Below are 19,276 nucleotides of genomic sequence, written 5' to 3'. Positions count from 1 at the left end.
GTATGCCCGGCCAAGCGACGTTTAGCATAGTGATTTCGGGGTGGCCCGCGGTCGGCAAGACGACAATAGCCCGCGCCCTTGCGGACCAGTTCAAACTAAAGATGTACAACGGGGGCGACATTTTGAAAATGCTGGCTGCGGACAAGGGCTACCGGGACGCGGCCACAAGGGATGACTGGTGGGACACCGAGGATGCAAAAAAGTTCATGGAGGAGCGGGAGGCCGACCCTTCCTTTGACAAGAGCGTCGACACAAAGCTGCAGGACCTGGTGCACAAGGGAGGCGTCGTCATTACAAGCTACACCCTGCCATGGCTCGTCGCAATGGGCCAGAAGCAGTCAGAGTCAAGCACGAGGAGGGCCGGCGAGACGGTCCTTGCGCATTCAGTCTCGAGCAACATAATCAAGTTCTGGCTGAAAGGCTCGCCTGAGAACCGGGCCAAGAGGATGGCAAACAGGGACCACATACGAGTGTCGGATGCCGGGGCCATTGTGTCGCTCCGCGACGAGGAGAACAGGAAAATCTACAAGCACCTCTACGGCTTTGAGTTCGGGGAGGACCTTGAGGTGTTTGACTACATGCTAAACACCGACGTATTGAAGCTTGAAAAACTCATCGAGATTTCAAAGGTCATAGTCACAAATCACGTTTCAGGCCTGGCGGCATAGTTGTCAGCATTACCCCAGCTGCAGAACCTTGTCAAGGTGGACGATGACACCACCGACGACAAGCATGGCCACTACCCGTACCAGAGGCCGGTCGAGGACCTGCTGTATTACGGCCTTGTGCTGATAGACAAGCCCGCGGGCCCGACCAGCCACGAGGTCGTCGCCTGGGTAAAAAAGATGCTCCAGATAGAAAAGGCGGGGCACAGCGGAACGCTGGACCCCGGCGCGACAGGGCTTCTTCCCATGGGCCTTGGCGAGGGCACAAAGGCGCTTTCCGTGCTGCTGATAGGTCCCAAGGAGTACTATGCGCTTGCCCGGCTCCATGCCCACGTCTCGCCTGAAAAGCTGCGCAGGACCATATCCGAGTTTACCGGCGAAATTTACCAGAGGCCTCCACAGCGCTCGTCTGTCAAGAGGCAGACACGCGTGAGGAACGTCTACGAGTTTGAGGCCCTGGAGGAATACGACCGGCTCGTGCTTTTGAGGGTGCTCTGCGAGGCCGGCACCTACATCCGCAAGATAATCTACGACGTCGGCGAGGTGCTGTCGCCGGGCGCAACCATGGTCGAGCTTCGCAGGACCCGCGTCAGCAACTTTAGCGAGTCCAAGCAGGGGTTCGTGCGGCTGCACGACCTCGCGGACGCGTTCCAGAGGTACAAGGAGAGCGGCGACGAGCAAAAGCTCAGGAGGCTCATAAGGCCCGTCGAGGAGTCGCTTGAATTGATACGGGCCATAGTCGTCAGGGACACCGCGGTGGACGCAATCTGCCACGGGGCGCCGCTAGCCGTGCCCGGCGTCCTGTCGGTGCCTGCCGACCTTGCAAGGGGCGAGCTCGTGGGAGTGTATACCATAAAGGGCGAGATTATCGGACTCGGCCAGGCCGCAATGACAAAGGACGAAATCGAGCAGGCCACAAAGGGAGTCGCGCTGGTCATGAACAGGATAATCATGAGACCCGGCACCTATCCAAAAGGGTGGAGGACTCGCGGCGACCACGCCGGGCCGGCGCTATCTGCCCCGCTTCCGACTTCCTCAGTCAACCTTGAAAAGCTCGAAAACGAGAGCGACGCCGATTACTAGTTACAAAAAAGGGAAAGAGAAAGAGCTAAAGATTTTCGCCTATGCCCGGCCGCTTGCGGTCGAGCCTGGCAATCTTTTTGGCAAGGTTTTCCATGGTACCGGGGATGTGGCACCTGCAAAGGCAATCCTGACAATCCACATGGTTCCCATCCTTGCAAAGTTCGGACAGGGTCTGCGTACTCAAAAGCACAGTTGCTGTGCACTTCCGGCATTTCTAGGTTATGCGCCATCTGTAGAATTAACATATATACGGTATGTAGGCTTCAGGCAATCTGCGTGCCGGGGTCGCCTAGCCCGGAAGGGCGCGAGCCTGGAATAGTTGGAGTTTTCCAGCCAGCTCGTGACCCGTGAGGGTCCCGAGGGTTCAAATCCCTCTCCCGGCGCTTATCTCGAGGGTACTGTACCGTATAGTCTTTTAAGACTTGGATCACAAAGCAAAATTGCGGACACTGGTGAATATTCGGCTAAAAAACTGACCCCGCGTTGATTAGGGGAGATGGGACGGCAAAAAGTGTTGAATTAGGGAGACAGAAACTGGGTGTCCTTCCAGTCCATTGCTAGATTTACCAATGCAAATAAATCAACGAGTTCATAGCATCGTACTAATGGGCAAGGTGCAGGTCACAAGCAGCATAGCAATCAGAGCCCCTCCGGAGATTGTTTGGAAATACCTGTGCGACGCTCATATGCCTACAGCCCCTTGGTGCTTTCAATTTGGTGTGCCCACGCCGAAAACATGCAGGATAGTAGGCGAGACAACAGGCGTAGGGGCTCATCGCCAGTGCCAGACAAACCAAGGCTTTGTTGACCAGCGAATCACTGAGTGGCTTCCTCCGCGTCGTCTCACCTTTGTCGCTACGTCTGACACAATCGGCTTGTACAGGCACATTCGAGAAATGCATGACACGTTTACTCTGGAGCAAACTTCTGATTCTACAACCCTGACCCGCCAAACTAACTTTGAAACTATTGGCGCACTTTCATTTATCAAGGCAATAATCTTCAAGACGACAGTCAAGCGGATCCACAGATTTACGATGAAAGGCTTCAAAGCGCTTGCAGAAGCCTGAGACTAGTAATTAGGGTTCTGTAACGTTGGCGGATGATGACACTTTGTGGGAGGAAAGGCATCACCCGTGAAAATTATAGCACCTTTTCTTCCTTTTGGGCTCGACTTTGTTTTTGCCGAGTGCGCTAGTACTATATTCGCCTGCGTCGCTGCTTCGACTCATACTCCTTAATTGCCTTGTCATAATCCGGAATAAGGGACATTATAAAGTCTGTAAATTCTTGTTCAAGCAAATCCGGACGCTTCATGCCATATTTTTCCGACAGGAATTGAAATACTTCATCACTCTTGTTAATGCTGTCAATCAACAGAGTCAAATCATCATATGACAACTGGGTGAGGTCATCTAATGTCCAACGGGTTCTTTGCATCATGTGTGTAAGCGGGATCAAAACGTCCTGAGATTTAGCAACCTCTTTGGTTAGTTCATCCGAAGGCACGCTGTAATCCCAGATTGCCTGAGATAACAGAACAAGTTCCTTTTGTGTTAACGTTGAGACAAGCTCCGTCAATTCCGTTCCAATAGGGTTAATCACTCCCAGCGCGATTGTCTTTTTCGCTTTTTCCAGATTATCTTGGAGGTCGGCAACAGCATTAACCGCCCCAACGGTGAGCGGAGTATATGTCACTTCTCTGCTTAGCCTTTCAATGAAAAATTGTCTCTGATCATCGTTATGCTCTTTAACAAATTCCTGCCACTGCTCTCGACCTATTTGAATTGGGACACGGGCATGACCTATACTCTCCATCAGACACACCGTAATAATCTTCAACTAAAAACGTTTACCACGTGAATTGAGTCTTCCCTCTCAACGAGTATTTGACAATGATATCATGTCGCTCTGATATTCTTGCCCAATATACAAATTAACACTTCGGAAGAACTACTGCCAATCAAACCACCATTGCAAGACCATTATCACAATGGACCTGGCTAATTTCAAAATGTCTATATTCCCAAGTCCATGGGATTCACATACGCGGTTCCAAGGCCCTTTGATAGTCCTCGGCATTTTTGTCAGCCTGTTTATTTCTCCCAACGAGGTTTTTGCTCAACAAACGCCCACCGCCAGTTCCGATAACCACTGGTATGTCGGCAAAGGCTTGACAGCCGGCGACTTTTTTTCATATAGCATAATTCATACACACTATGGCAGCACTGTTTCTAACAAAACTGCTCCTCTATCGGTGGCAAACGTCACGATGAATATTTACGTAAGGGACTTTGACAATTCTACACATGTATGGACAGTCTTGATTAACGTTCAGGACGATGCTACCAAGATGCTGCTTGCTCCTGGCGATACACTGTACATTGCAGACCGCAACATGACTGACGTTAGTGATCCCAATTCTCCCAATCGCAATGAATCGCTAGACTCCGACTACTTTTACCGCTCGATAGGTTATGCAAATGAATGGTTTGGAAAACCAGGCAGAGATCTTTATGCAAATACAACTGCCGGGTGCCCTCACTGTGCATTCTCTTATGCTGGCCTTGGGCAAGAAAATGTCATTACGACGGCCGGCTCATTTAACGTAAACGTCGAAAAGCTGAAAGCTGGCAACGAGACCTTCTATGCCTACATTGACAGGAACTTGCCGTACCCTGTAAACGGAAGGTTCACGGGAGCTTCGGCTTGCCACGCAGCTACCGGCGGAGGCGGATGTGGTAATTACGATGCCTATGAGTTTGAACTTCTTGCATACGGGCATACACTCTCAAATCTGGAGTACCCGCCCCTTGCAATTGGCAATAGAGTCTTTGACTTGGAGTTTAACGCTAGCAATTACAATGCCAAGTCATCTGACGACAGAGACTCGGTGGGCGTTCAGAGTGACAATGGACTGAGACTGATTTTCAACCTAAGGGACCTGAAAACAAACTCTACTGCAATGTGGGTTACGTACGTGATAAACATCACAAGAACCTACGATAATCAGTCCGGCGCGAGATTTATTCTGGACGATGTTTTTCTGTCAAGAGCTGGAAGCCTTGTCCTTGATATTGGCAGACCCAATCCGAATGACGTGAACTGTCTCGAGAGCAACAGGACTAATGCCCATTGCGGTTCAGCAGAGCTCTCCACAAAGGGGCTTGCCCTGGTTTATGCAAAGGAAGATCCCTTTAACGATGCATTTGCCGCCAACTATTCGTCCGAGGACAATCAAGCTACTGCCTTGCCAATCGCACTCAAAAGCAATGAACTCTTGAAGCCCGGCAGGTATCACGCCGAGATTACGATACTCACTGTAGACTATGCGAGACAACTATTTTCTGATAGCACAGCTCCTCACTTTGTGTCAGACTGGCGGGTCGGCGACTCTGCCAAGATTGAACCGGTCCCTGAATTTCAATTTGCTCAAATTGGTACTGGAGTACTTGCGGTTGCCTTTGGTGTAATTATTGGTCTTGGACGAAAGCCGCGTTCCTTCAGATGACTGCAATCGGTGCTGTAACCTTCACGAGTGATGCCTTTCCTCCCACAAAGTGTCATGATCCGCTCACTTTAGAGACCGCAATTTTCTTATCGATATGACATTTCAATACCACTCAGTGCATCCTCCTCTCCACAATCGGTGTTGGAAGATGCAGTATTCACATTTTGCCATTCTTGATTCGGAAACGCTGCTTAATCACAAGCGGCATTAATACTGCCAAAGCTATGCTCAGAGGGGCTATCAGCTTTCCGCCAAATTCAGGGACTACCATCATCCCTGTCATAATAATGTCGTGATGGTCACTGTCGGACGCATTAAAACTGACAACAGTGTGTGTCGCGTTAACAGAAGACTTTACGATATGGGCACCCACGCGGTAATCTGACGCGTCGATATCGATGTAGGTTAAATTGTCGATAAGGGAGCGAGGAAGTGCGAGCTCGATTACACATCCGGGATAATTATCTCCATTCCGACCCTTGAAATGAATTTCAATAGACCGGTCTTGGGGGCTAACAGTAAATCCGCTTGTGTAGTTTGCCATAAGGTCGCTGCAGTCAGTTCTGCCGCTAATCACATAATTCTGGTTATCCGATGAGTGCAGCACAAATGAGGTGAACTTGTCCGGAACAGCGCCATAAGCGGTCGGAAATACAATGAATGACGCGCCATCGCAGGTGACGAAAACCCAAGAGACTAAAAGGAAAACGGCGACGATTGTCCGATAGAGAATTGTCCGCAACAAGTTCCAATCAAGACGAGGAGATATAACCAATATTTTTGGCGAGCCAGGTTCGCGAAATTCTGCTATAACTTTGGTCTCACGCCTCCAAGGACGATTTGAGCACTACATTCTTCTGCCTCGTTCGGAACTGAGTTGCCATGCTTGCTACAACATCAGCAATCCTGCTGCATATGACTTTGCTGTTCTCTCAAGGCAATTTTCCGTTAATATCCCACAGGCTTGAGGTGCTCGAAGACAGTGCGCTTATGGGCAAGATACCTGTTGGTCAGAAACAGTACCTAGAAACGCCGATAGACAATACATTTGCCAAGCAGGTAAATAGTACAGTCGTTACGACAGTATTTGATAAAGATGGCTACCCTGATTCAATCAGGACTTTGAATGTGCAAATTCCAGCTCTCCAGAGCGTTTGGGTTGGCGATCAATGGACACCTCAAAAAACAGGCAATTATACCATTCTTCAGTTCATTGTATCCGATAACAGGCTGCCGACGTTATTGGCGGAGCCACAAGGAGTAAATCTGGTGGTCACAGGTCAGCCGTAGTATGAATCAAAATCCAAGCGCAAGGATATTCTAAATTACAAGTTCCTTCTGATTTCCTCGCAGGTTAACTGCGAGTTCTCTTGCGTGCAAGAACAATGGCCGAACCAATGACCGTTAGGAAGGTAGCAAGACTGGCTTGCATAATTGAAAATTGGCGTTATCAATGTCAAAGTCTAATACAAGCTGTATCTAGTTAGCGCAGTTACCAAAGCTTTCCTGTGAGCCGAGATGCGATTCCAGTCGCCCAAATTTAATGGTGTCATCCTTGCGATCGAGTAATTACCTTTGAACTTTATTGCAATATCATAAGATGACTCGGACAAATCTTTGTTTAGAATGGAAATTCTCAGTTTGAGTGCTTCCTCGTTACCTTGAATAATCTTTAGTTCAGGGGCAATTTGCACTGCCTTTACAATTAGTGCGTAGAGCTCGTATGGCTTGCGGCGCACATTGATATCTCCAATATTGAGCGGTATGTCGGGGAGAATCGACTTCTTATCATGTGGACAGCTTAGCAAACTTTTTGTGTCCGTAGCCAGCAGCCATCTCTCTCGAAAGTAACGAAATTTCCCGGCAGTTGCTAAGGCTGATGCATTCTTCGCAGACCAATAATAACACCAAAGGCAACCGCCAAGACTCCGATACTTGCTGGCATAAACGGGAATTCTGGCACTGTCGGAAAATTGTTACCCATAGCCACAAGACGGTATGAGGTGTAATACATGAATCCTTGTTTTGTAGCCGACGAATATGATTCTCCATTAAAAGACGAACCCTTGACTGGAAACGGCAGTTCATGGTTTATCCATGCTGTAGAGCCTTCACCTTCCAATTCCGTGCAATTGAAGGTTCCAGCCTCGACTGTAATCAATCGCGTTCCGTTGATTATAGCAGTACTCAAAGGACTAATTGTCGAGGTGACTGAATTAGTGCTTAGGCTCTTACCGGGGTATGGAAAGAAATCTCCAAATCGCTGAAGGTAGCCAAAGACTCTTGCAGCCTCGTCTAGGGCAGCCTCTTGTGGTGTTATGCAATCAATGCAGGGAGCATTATAGTTATAGGCGACATACCAGCCATTCACTTTCTGGGGAGAAAACGTGAAGTTGTTTATTGAAATCGGGTTTACCTGATTTGTAAGAACTTTGCCATTCCAAGAGTCTGTGGAGTTGTCGAAGTGGTCAAAGTATACTGCCAGATAGTAGTCTTTGGAAGTGTCCGAGCTTACGGTCCCATTAATATTGATAGAATAGCTCCCGAACTTGTAAAGCAAGTAAGTGTTGGGCTTGATGCCTTTGCCAACATACCAAACATTGCTGCTGGGTTGATCAGCATAACTCGCAGACGTTTGAAAACACCCCACTAGCAAAGCGAATATCAGCAAGCAGACCAGAAAGTGCGTATCAGCATTTCAGTTGCCTTGAGATATAGGCTTTGCTTAGACCTTATTGCCACTAGTAAGTCATTGAAGTCACGACCGGGACTTTGCACGAACATAAAATTCATTTTGAACTTCTCTTCAAATCACAACTGTGCTTCAGGGTAACGCCTTGACTGCTGCGGTGGTCACGGGTCTGGCAACCGGCATTGCATTCATTGTAGTATTTGCCATACTAGCCCCAGTCTTACCGCCTGCATCAAATATCCAAGTTCTTGGCTCTTTTACAAATCCGGCTAATGAAACGGCTATCGATGGTGCCAAGACTACTTCGATTGCAAGGGCATTTCTCTACCTTTATCCAAAGGCAAATGTCAGCTTAGCAAGCGGTTCGCTTATCTACAATCAGAGTACTAATGGCTCGTCGACAGTTGGATTTGAGGAGTATGTACCCTATATCGCATATCATGACATCAAGACAGGCGGCATTCTCAATCCTAGTGGCATTCCATTTGACAACAGCACTGGGAATGTGACAGCCTCAAATTATGAGCGGATGCGTCTCTCTATGACTCTGATCCTCTCCGTTCGAGTTAACCATACTGGTGGAGTTTGGCAGCCTGTTAGCTCGGACTATGATTGCATAAGTCAAGGCTCATTTGGAAGTATAGGGGGAGGAGGAGCAACTCATTCCTATGCGAATGAGCCGTACAACGGCTATGATACTGCAGCCATTCAAGAACTGAAGAACTATGACTGTTTGCCTACAGACCCGCAGTGGTACAAGTGAATTCATGTCAGATTCAGCACCTGAACGCGACATGAGCAGGCAAACAATATGGATACTAGCTGGCACCGCCATCGCAATTGGAATAATCCTGCCAGTCTGGGTCCTTTTGACTACTACTTATCCTTCGCCTCAGCAGCAGGCTACAGACATATTGCGAGATGCCCCTTGGTCTGCCGCTAATCCTCTTCAGATTAGCGCCAAGGTCGAGTATGTGCTAAGAGCACCTGTCTCCTGTCCTTTCTCTCCGTGTCACGTGTCAATGTATACACTTTTCGTAGCGTCGCCGCGTACAATATCGATAATTGGATATCGGGTTTGCGACGAACAAAGCGGCGATTGCTTTGCAGCGGACAGCACCGAAGGCTGGGCGGAGTTGCCGCCGTCTCAGCATATACAATTGTTCAATACCGCTCGGCTCACTCCGGGCGACTTTGTACACATACAGGTACAGGCTGCTCCTTACACGGTGTCATATCGTCCTTCCGGTGTAAGTAATTTTACCGAGCCTGTTTACCATACATTGTATGCAAATACCAGCTTTGCAGATTTGGGAAAATCCCAGATAATAACAGTTGATAGCTACTAAGCCAGCGAATATTATCATTGCATGAGATAACCAGCAGCGCGCAGCCGCTACGATTGGCGTATTCTTCGAAGACTGATAATTACGCCCAAGGCAACTGTCAATGCTGCAATCCCTGTTTGCATTGATGGCAATTCCGGTGTCACCTGCATTGGAAAATCTACGCTCTCCGTGTCAATGGGATTATTATCAACACCGACTACTATCACTCTGACAACATAGTTTCCATTTTCAAGATGGATATTTCTTGTCGGATCGTCGGGTACCGTTGTTTGAGAAGTTGCACCCTTTGAGACTTGCAATTCTGGTGGCACAGTATAAACCCCGTAGCTTGTTTCCTTGTAAACCACCTTGCCCGTTTGATTTAGAATCCACAGATCATAGTTTGCTGCCTGTGGCATAGACGTCCCCTTTTGGAAAAAGGTGAGGTTAAATCGTACATTGCCCCCTTGCGTCCAGATTGGCATGACTGACACGTCTACTGGCACTTGACCATTCATGGAATAAACCATAGTAGCCGTCTTTGGTGGAAACTCCGCCACCGTTGGCATGTTGTTGCCTATTGCCGCGAGACGATAAGTTGAATAGTATTTGACGTAATGATGAGATGTACCGTTAGAGCTCGTATAAGACGAGCCCTTGACGGGCAACGGCAGGTCTTTGTTTATCCATGCCTTGTTGTCCTCCCAGTATCCATCCTTTACGTCCAATTCAGTGCAGTTGAATGTTCCAGCTTCTACGGTCACCATCTTGGTTCCGTTCAGTTTGGCATAAGATGCCGGGTGGTCTACTGAAGACCAGTTGCTGTCAGAAAGGCTCCTGGGATAAGGAGCGTACTCGTACAGCATATGTACGCCAAAGTTGTAGTTTCTTGCAGCTTGATCTAGGGCTTCCTGCCGCTTAGTCAACGAGCCAGCAGCATTCTCATGGTAGTTGTAAACAAGATTAGTATCGCCGATAGCCCGACGGGGAACCAAGGTGAAATTGTTAATCGATGTTGGGCTTACTTGGTTTGTAATTACCTTGCCGCTCCAAGAGCTTGTCAAATTATCGAAGTGGTCATAGTACACCGCAAAGTAATACTCACTGGAACCAAGGGTCATTGTTCCATTGTTGTCAACAGAATAGCTTCCGTACTTGTAGAGCAAGTAACTGTGGGGCTTGATTCCCTTACCGAAATACCAAGTATTGTCTGGATTAGTGTTGTTTGAACTCAACGGCTTTTGGGCAATACATGTTGAGGGCAGAGATAGCAAGAATGCAAAGCAGCAAAGTATCGTGAGATAAAGTATGATATTCGTACGACGAATGCATCTGCATTAAGATATAGGTTTTATCCAGCTGCTATTCTTTCCACTTGATAGCCAGTCGAAGCCTTGCGGTCATCTGAAAGAATGCGTCTTTCGTCCAAGACCAACAATTGCACCAAAGGCAACCGCCAGCACTCCAATACTTGCCTGTGCAAATGGATATTCTGGCGTAACCTGTATTGGCATTTCCACAACTGCAGGACTATTAGGATCGTCTGATTGATTGGCATATACGCTGTACACCTCAATTCTGAGCCTGTAGTTGCCTGCGTCAAGTTTTAGCGGCAAATTAGAAGACACGTCTGGAACTATAGTTGTCCCATTGTGTGCAACGGCAAAGGAACAAAAGTATCCTACAGGAGGACAGTTTATCATAAGTGTCCTCACATAATCGTAGACAGGTTCAGCTGAAACAGCGGTTCCATTGTCTCTGAATATCTTGAGGTCATAGTGAACAGACGGAGTAAGCGCATTGTTTTGTTGCAATGGAGAAAAGTTGATTTTGAATTGTACGTTGCCATCGCTGCCCCAGATTGGCTCAACACCTACGTCTAGAGGGACTTTGCCACCTTGCGTCTTTAGGATAAACACAGGTTGATTGGTAGACGAGAAAAATGCCACATGCTCGATGTTACAGTTATCTTCAACAATACCAAGTGAACTGCATTGCCGCATCTCAGTGTCTGTTGGAATCATGTACAAATTGAAAGAAGACGTTTGACTGTGGTCAACGGGCATCCCGTTGATAGATATAACATAAATGCCGACCTGCAAAGGTTGTAGCCCAATATTCGGTAGTCTCAATTGCTGCTCAGAAATAGCATAGGCTGAAATGTTTCTCTTTTGTACTATCGGTTCTTGTTGTGCCTTGACTTCAAAGTCATAGGTGACGTTTGACAGGGCTGTGCCATTGGTTTTTTCAAAGGCAATAGAGAAGGTAACGTTGCTGGCTGATCGTATGATAACAGGCGTCCAGTTCAGTACAACTTTGTAATCACCATCCGGCGACGCAACTTGAAGTGGAGGTTGAATTTCCAATGGAGAGTTGAGCCTTGACTGCGCAAAGCCATAAGCAGGCAGACAAAGCAGAACTAATGTCACGCAGGAGGCTAAGACCAGCTTCGCACAAGAAATGAAAGGCGTGGTTTTGGCAAGCCAATTCCAATTATTAAGAATATTTACTTGAGAGATTCAAGCTGTTCGGAATGCTATCTTTACCGGTTGAAAGCCAGTCGAATCATCATAGTCATTAGGAATGGCGTGTTCTTCGCACACCAATAATGACACTAAAAATAGCCGCTAACGATGCAAATCCCGCTTGTATTGATGGAAACTCTGGAACAACGGATGTACCAACTATATCGAGTGACGCCACTTTTGGGCTATACCATGTCACGATTGTTGTGCGATTTGAATTATCGGCGAGAATAGTGTAATTGCTAAAAGGTTCGCCATCTGCAAGCACCGTATAGTTACCTCCAAGGAGCTCATGGGGCAGCGTGATTTTCATATATCCAGATTTAAAGGCAGGATTTCGGATGGCAACGTGCAGAGTCTTCGTACCAGTGTCCAAAGAAAAGCTGCAGCTATCTGCATTTGTCAAAGTATTAAGCCTAAACTGTTTGTTATCGACCTGCAATGTAGGAGATACGTTTGCCACGTCAGTAGGAGCTGGTGCTGGATATTCACCCATTATGCCATCAGAACCAACGACGGTGACCTGACCCGATCCCAAGTCTGTGGGTATCTTTATTGTCAGAGTGTCGCATGTCGATTCTGTTACAAAGTTAGTTGTGTCTATGTCGTAGACAAAGACTGCAAGTTGCTCTCCCACGGATTCTGAATCGCTACCGTTTCCAAGCAGTGGTTTTACAAGGTGCAAGGGTAATTCAAGCGTCAGCAGACCTGCTCCTTGACCAGTATCGTTAAGGAATAGGTGCAGATTTCCTCTAGTGGCATTTGCAGATGATACCGTTCCATTGACCATGGAGTATCGTATTTCATAGCTGTGGTCATTCCAAGTAATGCTCTTGGTAGTCAGCTCACTACCATTACTGGCGATATTTCGATATCCAATCAGCTCATAATCTGAAATATTTGCAGAGCACGTGCCATTCACTTGTCCTATGTTTATGCCGCAACCTGACCGCGAAAGTATTGAGCCTTTAATTGGAAACGGAGAGTCCTTGTCGATATAGGCAGTGCTAGTGAACTTGCCAATTTGGTTTGGTCCGTAAAGTGCAAGCACTGTAGTGTTGGAAAAAGTACCTGCAGGAGTTGTCGTGTTCTCTATTCCAATTACATGGTATCGCCAATCACAAGACTGGTAGGCACATACCGAACTGTCCGCAGAAATGTCTTTTGCGGGTTTTGAAAACCAAATTATCACTGCACCAAGCGCATCACCATAGATATTTGGAACGGCAAAGGACTGCCGGTTGAGAACACTATACGGCGAGTCCTTGTCTGCAAAAATGGACATGTTTTGATCTGCAAGATAGATTGTATCATTGAGGTTTCGTGGTGGGAAGCCCTGGTCTTGGTCAGAAGAGACGTTTTCTTCGTCTACTGATACCGTCCATGCACCGTATTTGCTATCAAAACTCTTGAAGTGAAGCGTTATGTTAAAAACGTCATTTATCGATGGGTTGATTTGTTTGGCGTCTATGTCTCCGATGCCTCTAACTACGACATGGTATTTCACAAAGGTGCCAATACCTACGCCTTTGCCAACATTCCAAACATTGCTGCTGGGTTGATCAGCGAAACTCGCAGACGTTTGTAAACACTCCAGTAGCAAAGCGAATATCAGCAAGCAGACCAGAAAGTGCGTATTAGCAATTCAGTTGCCTTGAGATATAGGCTTTGCTTAACTGCCACTTTCCTCATTGAGGCAATCGAATCTCGTATTGAGCCTTGATTTTGGCTGGCGAAACACTGACTTATTTTATGAGCGTAAAGTTCAATTGCATCCTCTCTTGAAATCGCAACTGTGCAATCAGGCTCTGTGATTCCCATATTAGTTGGCCTGGCTTTGGGAATTGCTACCATCGCAATATTCTCTGAATTTGTTCGCTCAGACAATCTGCTGTCTGACAAAGAATTGATTGCACGGTACAGCAATGTTCCAGAAGTCAAGTATTTCATGAACAAGTACCCTGATGCAATTGTCAGTGTAGACAGATATGACTATGGGACGCCTATGACAAGCGTTACATATGCAATAGATAGACAGGTCGATACTCCTACAATGATTGAATCTGGTTCCCATCGCCTCTACATTTCAGTATTAGGACAATCTCTTCATCCTCTGACCTTGGAAATAGGATGCGGAGTTGGCGGCATGACCTTGAATGCAGCCTTGTCAAATGTAAGCATGATAGACGCTTTCGCAAGTGGCTGTTTTGCTCCTCAAACATGAGTGTTTTTGAAACTCAACTCTTGTCAACAAAGGCGTTCGAGATGTTCGTAATGGAGCATTGGTGAATAAGGTTAATCTGGCCGAAGTATTATCGTGCTAGGAGAAAGTGCAGCATAAAGTACTTTTCCTTTTTCTCGTGCTAACGCTAATCCTAGCTCAAGCAGGAACCATCTCTCGTCAGGCACAAGCTGATGTTCCTAGATGCCAGGATTCTGGATGCGCAGACCTTCTCAAATCATGTCGGCCTACATACATGAATCTGACACGTCCTGATGATTCCACAAATATGAAATGGATAACATACAACATTACAGGCTTTGACAGCCAGGGAAATTGCAATATGCTTGAAGACAGGTATTACATTCCTCAATTTGGCATAATTCAGTCTAATTTTGTGTGCAGCCTACCAAAAGATAGGCTTAACCCTGAAAATGTGACGGCGTTTATCCGCCCCGGCGGTGCTATTTCAGCAGATTGTCATCCACTGCATTTACTTGGATTGCCGATACCTCAAGCCGGACTTACTCACGTATACAACCTAACGATCGCAAATCAAACATATCCGATACGCTATGGCTTTTTGGACAATGGAACTATTGAGAACATGACCGCCAATACCTCAACTAAAACAGTTACCGTCACAATCAAAGATTATTACGATAATTCCAGCGACCAAGAAAGGTTGTTCTCTGTGGAATTTCCGCGCGCTATTTTTAATGCAAATCATTCAGCCACAAACCAAATTGGCTGTAGCGAATCTGGTGACAGCTCTGTTGCTTGGCAGGCTGGCGGCGATGACATTCAATTTATTACTAACATAACAAACAATCCGGCCTTTGTGCATCATATAGGTAGCGAAACATGTGGCAGGTATACCAGAGTCGTATCGTTCGATTATCCTTCTGGGGTGAGCACTATTCAGATAATAGGGACTAATATGGTGCCTGAATTTGGAATATCGATAGTGGTTATGGCAATTGCAATCGTAGGTGTATTTGCAGTTATATCACACCGACAGCATAATTCGTTCACTTGAAATGATGAACGATTCATGATGCAGGCCTCGCCAGTGTCATTACTCACTTTCGCATTAATTTCATTGACTTTGCTACTTTCCACCCCAATGATTACAGCCCACGCACAATCGCGTTCTATTCCATATGGAACTGTGGGCAATCGAACGGCTGCGATTGACTTCTGGGTAACGCCTGTAGCAGTTTCAGATAGCCCCAATGAAGATACGATAATGAAGATTCGCCTTTACGACTCAAAGACAAATCAAACTATACATGGCGCAACATTTCGATTGACGCTTGACCGAGTAACTCCGAGCGGCGATCAGACATTGCTTGACAATTATTTTTCAACAGAGAGCGGAGTATTGTTGCTCAACCTTACGCATCCTGAAATGCCTAGTGATGGAAATTGCATGCAGCCACAAGTTACAGGTATGCAGAATCCTTTCATTTCTGATTGGCTAGCCGAACCTGGTGGCTTGATCAATATTCGACATTGCTCCATTGGAACTAGCGGCGGAAACTTTACTCTTCGCATACAAGTATTAACCATTGATGACTTTAGGATTTTGTTATCTGATACCACCTCGCCACAATTTTACGAGCGATTTAGTTTGCAAAAAAATTGGAACATTATCTATAGCGTTGGTCAGTTTCTATACACAGACAAACCTGATCAGGTTTTCAAGATATACTATAGGGGCGTGAATTCAACAATAGACAGGTTTGACTTTAAAGGGGGTAGTATTTCAGCCCGAATAGGCAACTCAAATAATGGCACTCTCGACGTAATGGTCCCTCGAATTTATCCATTAACCAATGTCCCTGGAGCATCAGTTCAAGACCAGCTTGCATTCTTTGTCAATGGTGTAGACACCCCTTTTGATGCCAGCGTCATTACAACGACGGATTGCTTTGACGTTATTTCGCTGCCAGTAAACAGCTCCTCAACCGTGGGGCTGGCTTGGACTTCTTATCCAAGCGAGATGGCATTCCATGGCGATAGCGTACCTGACAGCTGCATATCCCGAACAGTCGTTCCGAACGTACCAACGAGGCACGATGGCTCCATTAGCCCATTGCAACAACTAAAGGCAGGAGTATCTCCAACTGATGTCATCTGCCCACAAAAGGAGTTAGCCGCTTCTCAATATGCATTGTTTCTAGATACGCACGGAAAACCATATTGTGTAAAGCTATCTCATGAGGCGTTACTGAAACAGAAAGGATGGACTCTTGCTAGCAATCTGACAATCAATTCAACCAATCAGGTCAGCTGCCAAATTGGACAAGTTTGCTCGTATACGCTTGAGGTAGGCGGCAACACCTATCAAATTCCATTAAAGTTCCATGGAACAATACAAAACATCACCTTTGATAATGCCTCTGTATCCAAAGCTCTGGAAATATCCATCAACCCATTAGAAAGCGGAACGCTTGAAATTGCAATACCAAGGCAGCTGCTGGATTCGAAAACTCCACTCAATAGAGACGAGCATTTCCAAGTAGCAGTCGATAGTAGGGTGCTTGAGAACTTTACTGAATACCCATCGAGCAAAGACAGCCAATGGTCAAGGGAACTTGGAATCAACGAAATGCCTGACAAGTACAGGATACTTGCAATACCAATTGAAGCATATCAAAGCTCGGTCACGATTATTGGGACGTATCAGAATTAGATAACATTGAATTACTTGTGAAAAACAGCTGGTAAGACATGCCAGGTTTAGCAGTACCGGCCGTTGCGGGACTCGCTGCGGGCATTTGCTTGCTGGCATTATTCGCAGTGCATCAGCTACAGGTTCCTTCTTCGATTTCTACCAAGGATCAATTTCAGACGTACGATTTAACCATCGATAACAATAGCTACTCAATGCACTACCAGTTTGAAGACAGGGTTGCTAAAGTAGTAAACATGACGGCAATCCCGGGCGGGCAGGGACTTAGAGTGAACATCGAAGCACCAAATGCAACTACGCTGATACTGTACCTTCCAAATTCAACATTGGACGCGCTCATTAGTCCTGCTTGCTCGAAATGCCCGCCAAGAAGTAGCGACAGCAGTGCACTGACAGCGTTCGTAGATGATATTGACACGCCCGTCACATGGAATCATACTAGAGCATGGACAGTTGTACGAATCCCAATTGATGCAGGTTCTGCCGTTGTAGAGATTGTTGGGGCATACATGCTTTGACGGTTCTGTGACTCTGTGGCTGCAGGCTAGTCCAATTTTGCTTCTTCTTCAGACAGTATCTTCCACTCGCCGCGCTTGCCACAATTACTGCATTTCCTGCGCCCTGTGTACTGGAAGTCCGTATCACCGTACCTTGGCTCTACCATTTCTCTACTGCCGCATGTGCATTTCATGATGCGGGGCATAACTTTACGATTGCTTGTACTCTTAAAATTTCTAGTCCTCAGGCATGCTCGACAATGAGCGACGAATGCCGTCCTTGCCATCTTCTATGCTTCCTGATAGAGATAAAACAGATGCGTTTCAGGTCCGTCCAAGGATTCTTGCTCGACTGGACTACAAAAGTAATTACCTAGCCGAAACTAACGCCTACAGTTGAAAGCACAAGCAGTTATCGGTTTTTCCATTGCTGCCGTTTTTGGAGTTGTTGTGGCCTATTATGCTGCCGCCCAGAACAACACCACGTCCAACGCTAAAAGTTTGCCAACAAACATTACCATTGAAGGCGACGCAATATTGACGCACAGTTTGACTCAGACGCCATCAATGCGACCAGATGTCACGCGGCCGCTCAAGACAGCTTTTGTATATTTTGTTGACGAGTCAGCCAAGAACTATACACGCGCTGATACTGTCTACAACTTCTCAGACGAGAATGCCATACCTCACTACAAGACTCACCTGCAAAACAACAAGACGTACCTGGTTCTGCTTCAGTACTGGATAGAGTACTCGCATTACTACTGCTCGGCTGGCAGGATTAACATTACATCTGAATCTGCTAATTACAATCTTGACCTCAGCTGCGACATTACTACGAAAGCCGCCTTTGACATCTCGACTGTTCTTCCGCAAGACCCGTGATGAGGTATTTGAGTCCTGAAGCCCGAAAATCAAACTCCGTGAATCGACAGCCAAGTGAAAAATGTGTCGAAACAGGCATGGCAATTCGGTTGTCCATAAGTTTTGTGAGCTGAGTTGCAGGGCTTAATCTTGTCTGGTCATTGAGGTATGAACAGTTCGCTGTTAACTCGCTACAGACACCGTTCGATAGTTTCAATTACTGCTAGAATAGTATTGGTCAAGGCTGATGCAAAAGAACCACCTAACTCTGCCCGTCGTTGTGGGACTGGCAGTTGGCGTCATCTTGATTGCATCCGTCTGGTATTTCTATTCATACATACTCTCAGAGGGCACTCCTCCCGGTTCAGGTCAACTGCTTGAATTTAACACTCCCAACAAGCTCCCTGAGGTAAAGCTTCTCTTTTCAAAATACCCTTCCAACGCTACGACTTATGGCTTTTCAAGAGGCGACAAGACCATTACGTTTGACTATATTGTTCGAAAGTCAGTCGATACAAATGGCGACGGATTCAAAGAAACAGTTCGCAGGCTGGACCTTTTTGTAACGTATGACGAGACATATGACAACATACAGAATTATCCATATGCCAAGCTGGTAAGTATGAACGCTACCTGCACTGAGCCATCACCATCAAATGCGTACAAATGGGTTCATGTTGAGCAGCCTGCCACTGATGGACAGGTTCTAGATTACCTAAGGAACACCAGATGTGTTTACTGAGGCATATGCTCTTCCCAATTATGCGCGTTTTTGCGCCTAGGCTCAGGCTTATCCGGAGCGATTGCCTAGAAATTGTTACGCCGAGAGCGAGAGCGACTCGAGGTCCTCTTTTGCCATGCGCTTTCTGAGAATCCCCTGATTGTTGAGCGCGGACGCAAGCGACGAAATCGCATTTGCCATATCCGCCAGCAGAATAAGCATTGCATCGGAATAGCGCCTGCCGGACTTTGCAAGCATTTCTCGCACCACGTCGTCTACTAAAATGTATCCAAACCGGCTGACATCGTAAAAAATCAGGGCCGCCCGCTCAAGGTCAGCTGGATTCGGAGCCTCCTTGTCCAGCACTGCCAACGCGAGCTGCTCGCCAAGGTACCTTTTTTGCTCCTCGCTTAGAATCCTGTAAGCCAAACCGGACGAAGCATCGTGGCTCCAAGTATTTAGAATCTAGTG

General features: G+C 46.7%; 20 protein-coding genes and 1 tRNA gene. 14 read left to right on the top strand and 7 right to left on the bottom strand.

The window, feature by feature from the left end:
• Positions 1 to 2 precede the first annotated feature (2 nt).
• The 4 genes from ABI361_11200 (at position 3) to ABI361_11185 (ending at position 2,818) form a co-directional block, all read left to right on the top strand.
• Positions 3 to 668, top strand: a complete 666-nt coding sequence (locus ABI361_11200) for a cytidylate kinase family protein (protein MEO9321230.1) — start codon at positions 3 to 5, stop codon at positions 666 to 668.
• Positions 669 to 1,748 (top strand): RNA-guided pseudouridylation complex pseudouridine synthase subunit Cbf5, encoded by a 1,080-nt coding sequence (locus ABI361_11195; GenBank protein ID MEO9321229.1) that lies wholly within the window; start codon positions 669 to 671, stop codon positions 1,746 to 1,748.
• Positions 1,749 to 2,026: 278 nt separating this feature from the next.
• Positions 2,027 to 2,131: transfer RNA gene (locus tag ABI361_11190), tRNA-Ser, on the top strand.
• Positions 2,132 to 2,353: 222 nt separating this feature from the next.
• Entirely contained in the window at positions 2,354 to 2,818 is a 465-nt protein-coding gene (locus ABI361_11185) for an SRPBCC family protein (GenBank protein MEO9321228.1), read from the top strand.
• 130 nt (positions 2,819 to 2,948) lie between these two features.
• Here the strand turns inward: ABI361_11185 and ABI361_11180 are convergent, their stop codons facing one another.
• On the bottom strand, positions 2,949 to 3,590 hold the full coding sequence (locus ABI361_11180) for a hypothetical protein (protein MEO9321227.1): 642 nt from the start codon (positions 3,588 to 3,590) through the stop codon (positions 2,949 to 2,951).
• Positions 3,591 to 3,813: 223 nt separating this feature from the next.
• Here ABI361_11180 and ABI361_11175 point away from each other — a divergent pair, with 223 nt between their 5' ends.
• Positions 3,814 to 5,259, top strand: coding sequence for a hypothetical protein (locus tag ABI361_11175; protein ID MEO9321226.1), 1,446 nt, complete (start codon positions 3,814 to 3,816; stop codon positions 5,257 to 5,259).
• 157 nt (positions 5,260 to 5,416) lie between these two features.
• On the opposite strand, the gene ABI361_11170 is transcribed toward ABI361_11175, so the two are convergent.
• Positions 5,417 to 6,001: a hypothetical protein gene (locus ABI361_11170; protein ID MEO9321225.1), complete on the bottom strand. Its 585-nt coding sequence runs from the start codon at positions 5,999 to 6,001 to the stop codon at positions 5,417 to 5,419.
• 227 nt (positions 6,002 to 6,228) lie between these two features.
• Here ABI361_11170 and ABI361_11165 point away from each other — a divergent pair, with 227 nt between their 5' ends.
• Positions 6,229 to 6,549 carry a hypothetical protein gene (locus tag ABI361_11165; GenBank protein ID MEO9321224.1) on the top strand — a complete coding sequence of 107 codons (321 nt, stop codon included), beginning with the start codon at positions 6,229 to 6,231 and terminating at the stop codon, positions 6,547 to 6,549.
• 580 nt (positions 6,550 to 7,129) lie between these two features.
• On the opposite strand, the gene ABI361_11160 is transcribed toward ABI361_11165, so the two are convergent.
• A complete protein-coding gene (locus ABI361_11160; GenBank protein ID MEO9321223.1) occupies positions 7,130 to 7,819 on the bottom strand; it encodes a hypothetical protein in 690 nt (229 codons plus the stop codon).
• A gap of 277 nt (positions 7,820 to 8,096) precedes the next feature.
• On the opposite strand from ABI361_11160, the gene ABI361_11155 reads away from it, so the two are divergent.
• Complete coding sequence (locus ABI361_11155) at positions 8,097 to 8,714, top strand: hypothetical protein (GenBank protein MEO9321222.1); 618 nt, start codon at positions 8,097 to 8,099, stop codon at positions 8,712 to 8,714.
• Between the two features lie 4 nt (positions 8,715 to 8,718).
• Positions 8,719 to 9,300: a hypothetical protein gene (locus tag ABI361_11150; GenBank protein ID MEO9321221.1), complete on the top strand. Its 582-nt coding sequence runs from the start codon at positions 8,719 to 8,721 to the stop codon at positions 9,298 to 9,300.
• 47 nt (positions 9,301 to 9,347) lie between these two features.
• Here the strand turns inward: ABI361_11150 and ABI361_11145 are convergent, their stop codons facing one another.
• The 3 genes from ABI361_11145 to ABI361_11135 form a co-directional block, all read right to left on the bottom strand.
• Positions 9,348 to 10,514, bottom strand: a complete 1,167-nt coding sequence (locus tag ABI361_11145; protein MEO9321220.1) for a hypothetical protein — start codon at positions 10,512 to 10,514, stop codon at positions 9,348 to 9,350.
• A gap of 165 nt (positions 10,515 to 10,679) precedes the next feature.
• Positions 10,680 to 11,645, bottom strand: a complete 966-nt coding sequence (locus ABI361_11140; GenBank protein MEO9321219.1) for a hypothetical protein — start codon at positions 11,643 to 11,645, stop codon at positions 10,680 to 10,682.
• A gap of 211 nt (positions 11,646 to 11,856) precedes the next feature.
• Complete coding sequence (locus ABI361_11135; GenBank protein MEO9321218.1) at positions 11,857 to 13,311, bottom strand: hypothetical protein; 1,455 nt, start codon at positions 13,309 to 13,311, stop codon at positions 11,857 to 11,859.
• A 288-nt stretch (positions 13,312 to 13,599) separates the two neighbouring features.
• On the opposite strand from ABI361_11135, the gene ABI361_11130 reads away from it, so the two are divergent.
• The 6 genes from ABI361_11130 (at position 13,600) to ABI361_11105 (ending at position 18,826) form a co-directional block, all read left to right on the top strand.
• The gene (locus ABI361_11130; protein ID MEO9321217.1) at positions 13,600 to 14,028 is read left to right on the top strand and encodes a hypothetical protein; all 429 of its coding nucleotides are present in this window, start codon (positions 13,600 to 13,602) and stop codon (positions 14,026 to 14,028) included.
• A 253-nt stretch (positions 14,029 to 14,281) separates the two neighbouring features.
• Complete coding sequence (locus ABI361_11125; GenBank protein ID MEO9321216.1) at positions 14,282 to 15,064, top strand: hypothetical protein; 783 nt, start codon at positions 14,282 to 14,284, stop codon at positions 15,062 to 15,064.
• 15 nt (positions 15,065 to 15,079) lie between these two features.
• The gene (locus ABI361_11120) at positions 15,080 to 16,723 is read left to right on the top strand and encodes a hypothetical protein (protein MEO9321215.1); all 1,644 of its coding nucleotides are present in this window, start codon (positions 15,080 to 15,082) and stop codon (positions 16,721 to 16,723) included.
• Positions 16,724 to 16,761: 38 nt separating this feature from the next.
• Entirely contained in the window at positions 16,762 to 17,241 is a 480-nt protein-coding gene (locus tag ABI361_11115; protein MEO9321214.1) for a hypothetical protein, read from the top strand.
• A gap of 375 nt (positions 17,242 to 17,616) precedes the next feature.
• Complete coding sequence (locus ABI361_11110; GenBank protein ID MEO9321213.1) at positions 17,617 to 18,105, top strand: hypothetical protein; 489 nt, start codon at positions 17,617 to 17,619, stop codon at positions 18,103 to 18,105.
• 226 nt (positions 18,106 to 18,331) lie between these two features.
• Positions 18,332 to 18,826 carry a hypothetical protein gene (locus tag ABI361_11105; protein MEO9321212.1) on the top strand — a complete coding sequence of 165 codons (495 nt, stop codon included), beginning with the start codon at positions 18,332 to 18,334 and terminating at the stop codon, positions 18,824 to 18,826.
• A gap of 75 nt (positions 18,827 to 18,901) precedes the next feature.
• Here ABI361_11105 and ABI361_11100 read toward each other — a convergent pair whose 3' ends face one another.
• Positions 18,902 to 19,234: a hypothetical protein gene (locus tag ABI361_11100; GenBank protein ID MEO9321211.1), complete on the bottom strand. Its 333-nt coding sequence runs from the start codon at positions 19,232 to 19,234 to the stop codon at positions 18,902 to 18,904.
• Between the last annotated feature and the right edge of the window lie 42 nt (positions 19,235 to 19,276).

Origin of the sequence: Nitrososphaera sp., from assembly GCA_039938515.1 — an archaeon.
Taxonomy (GTDB): domain Archaea; phylum Thermoproteota; class Nitrososphaeria; order Nitrososphaerales; family Nitrososphaeraceae; genus Nitrososphaera.
The sequence above is the reverse complement of the archived record's forward strand: the minus strand, read 5'-3'. Positions and strand labels throughout refer to the sequence as shown.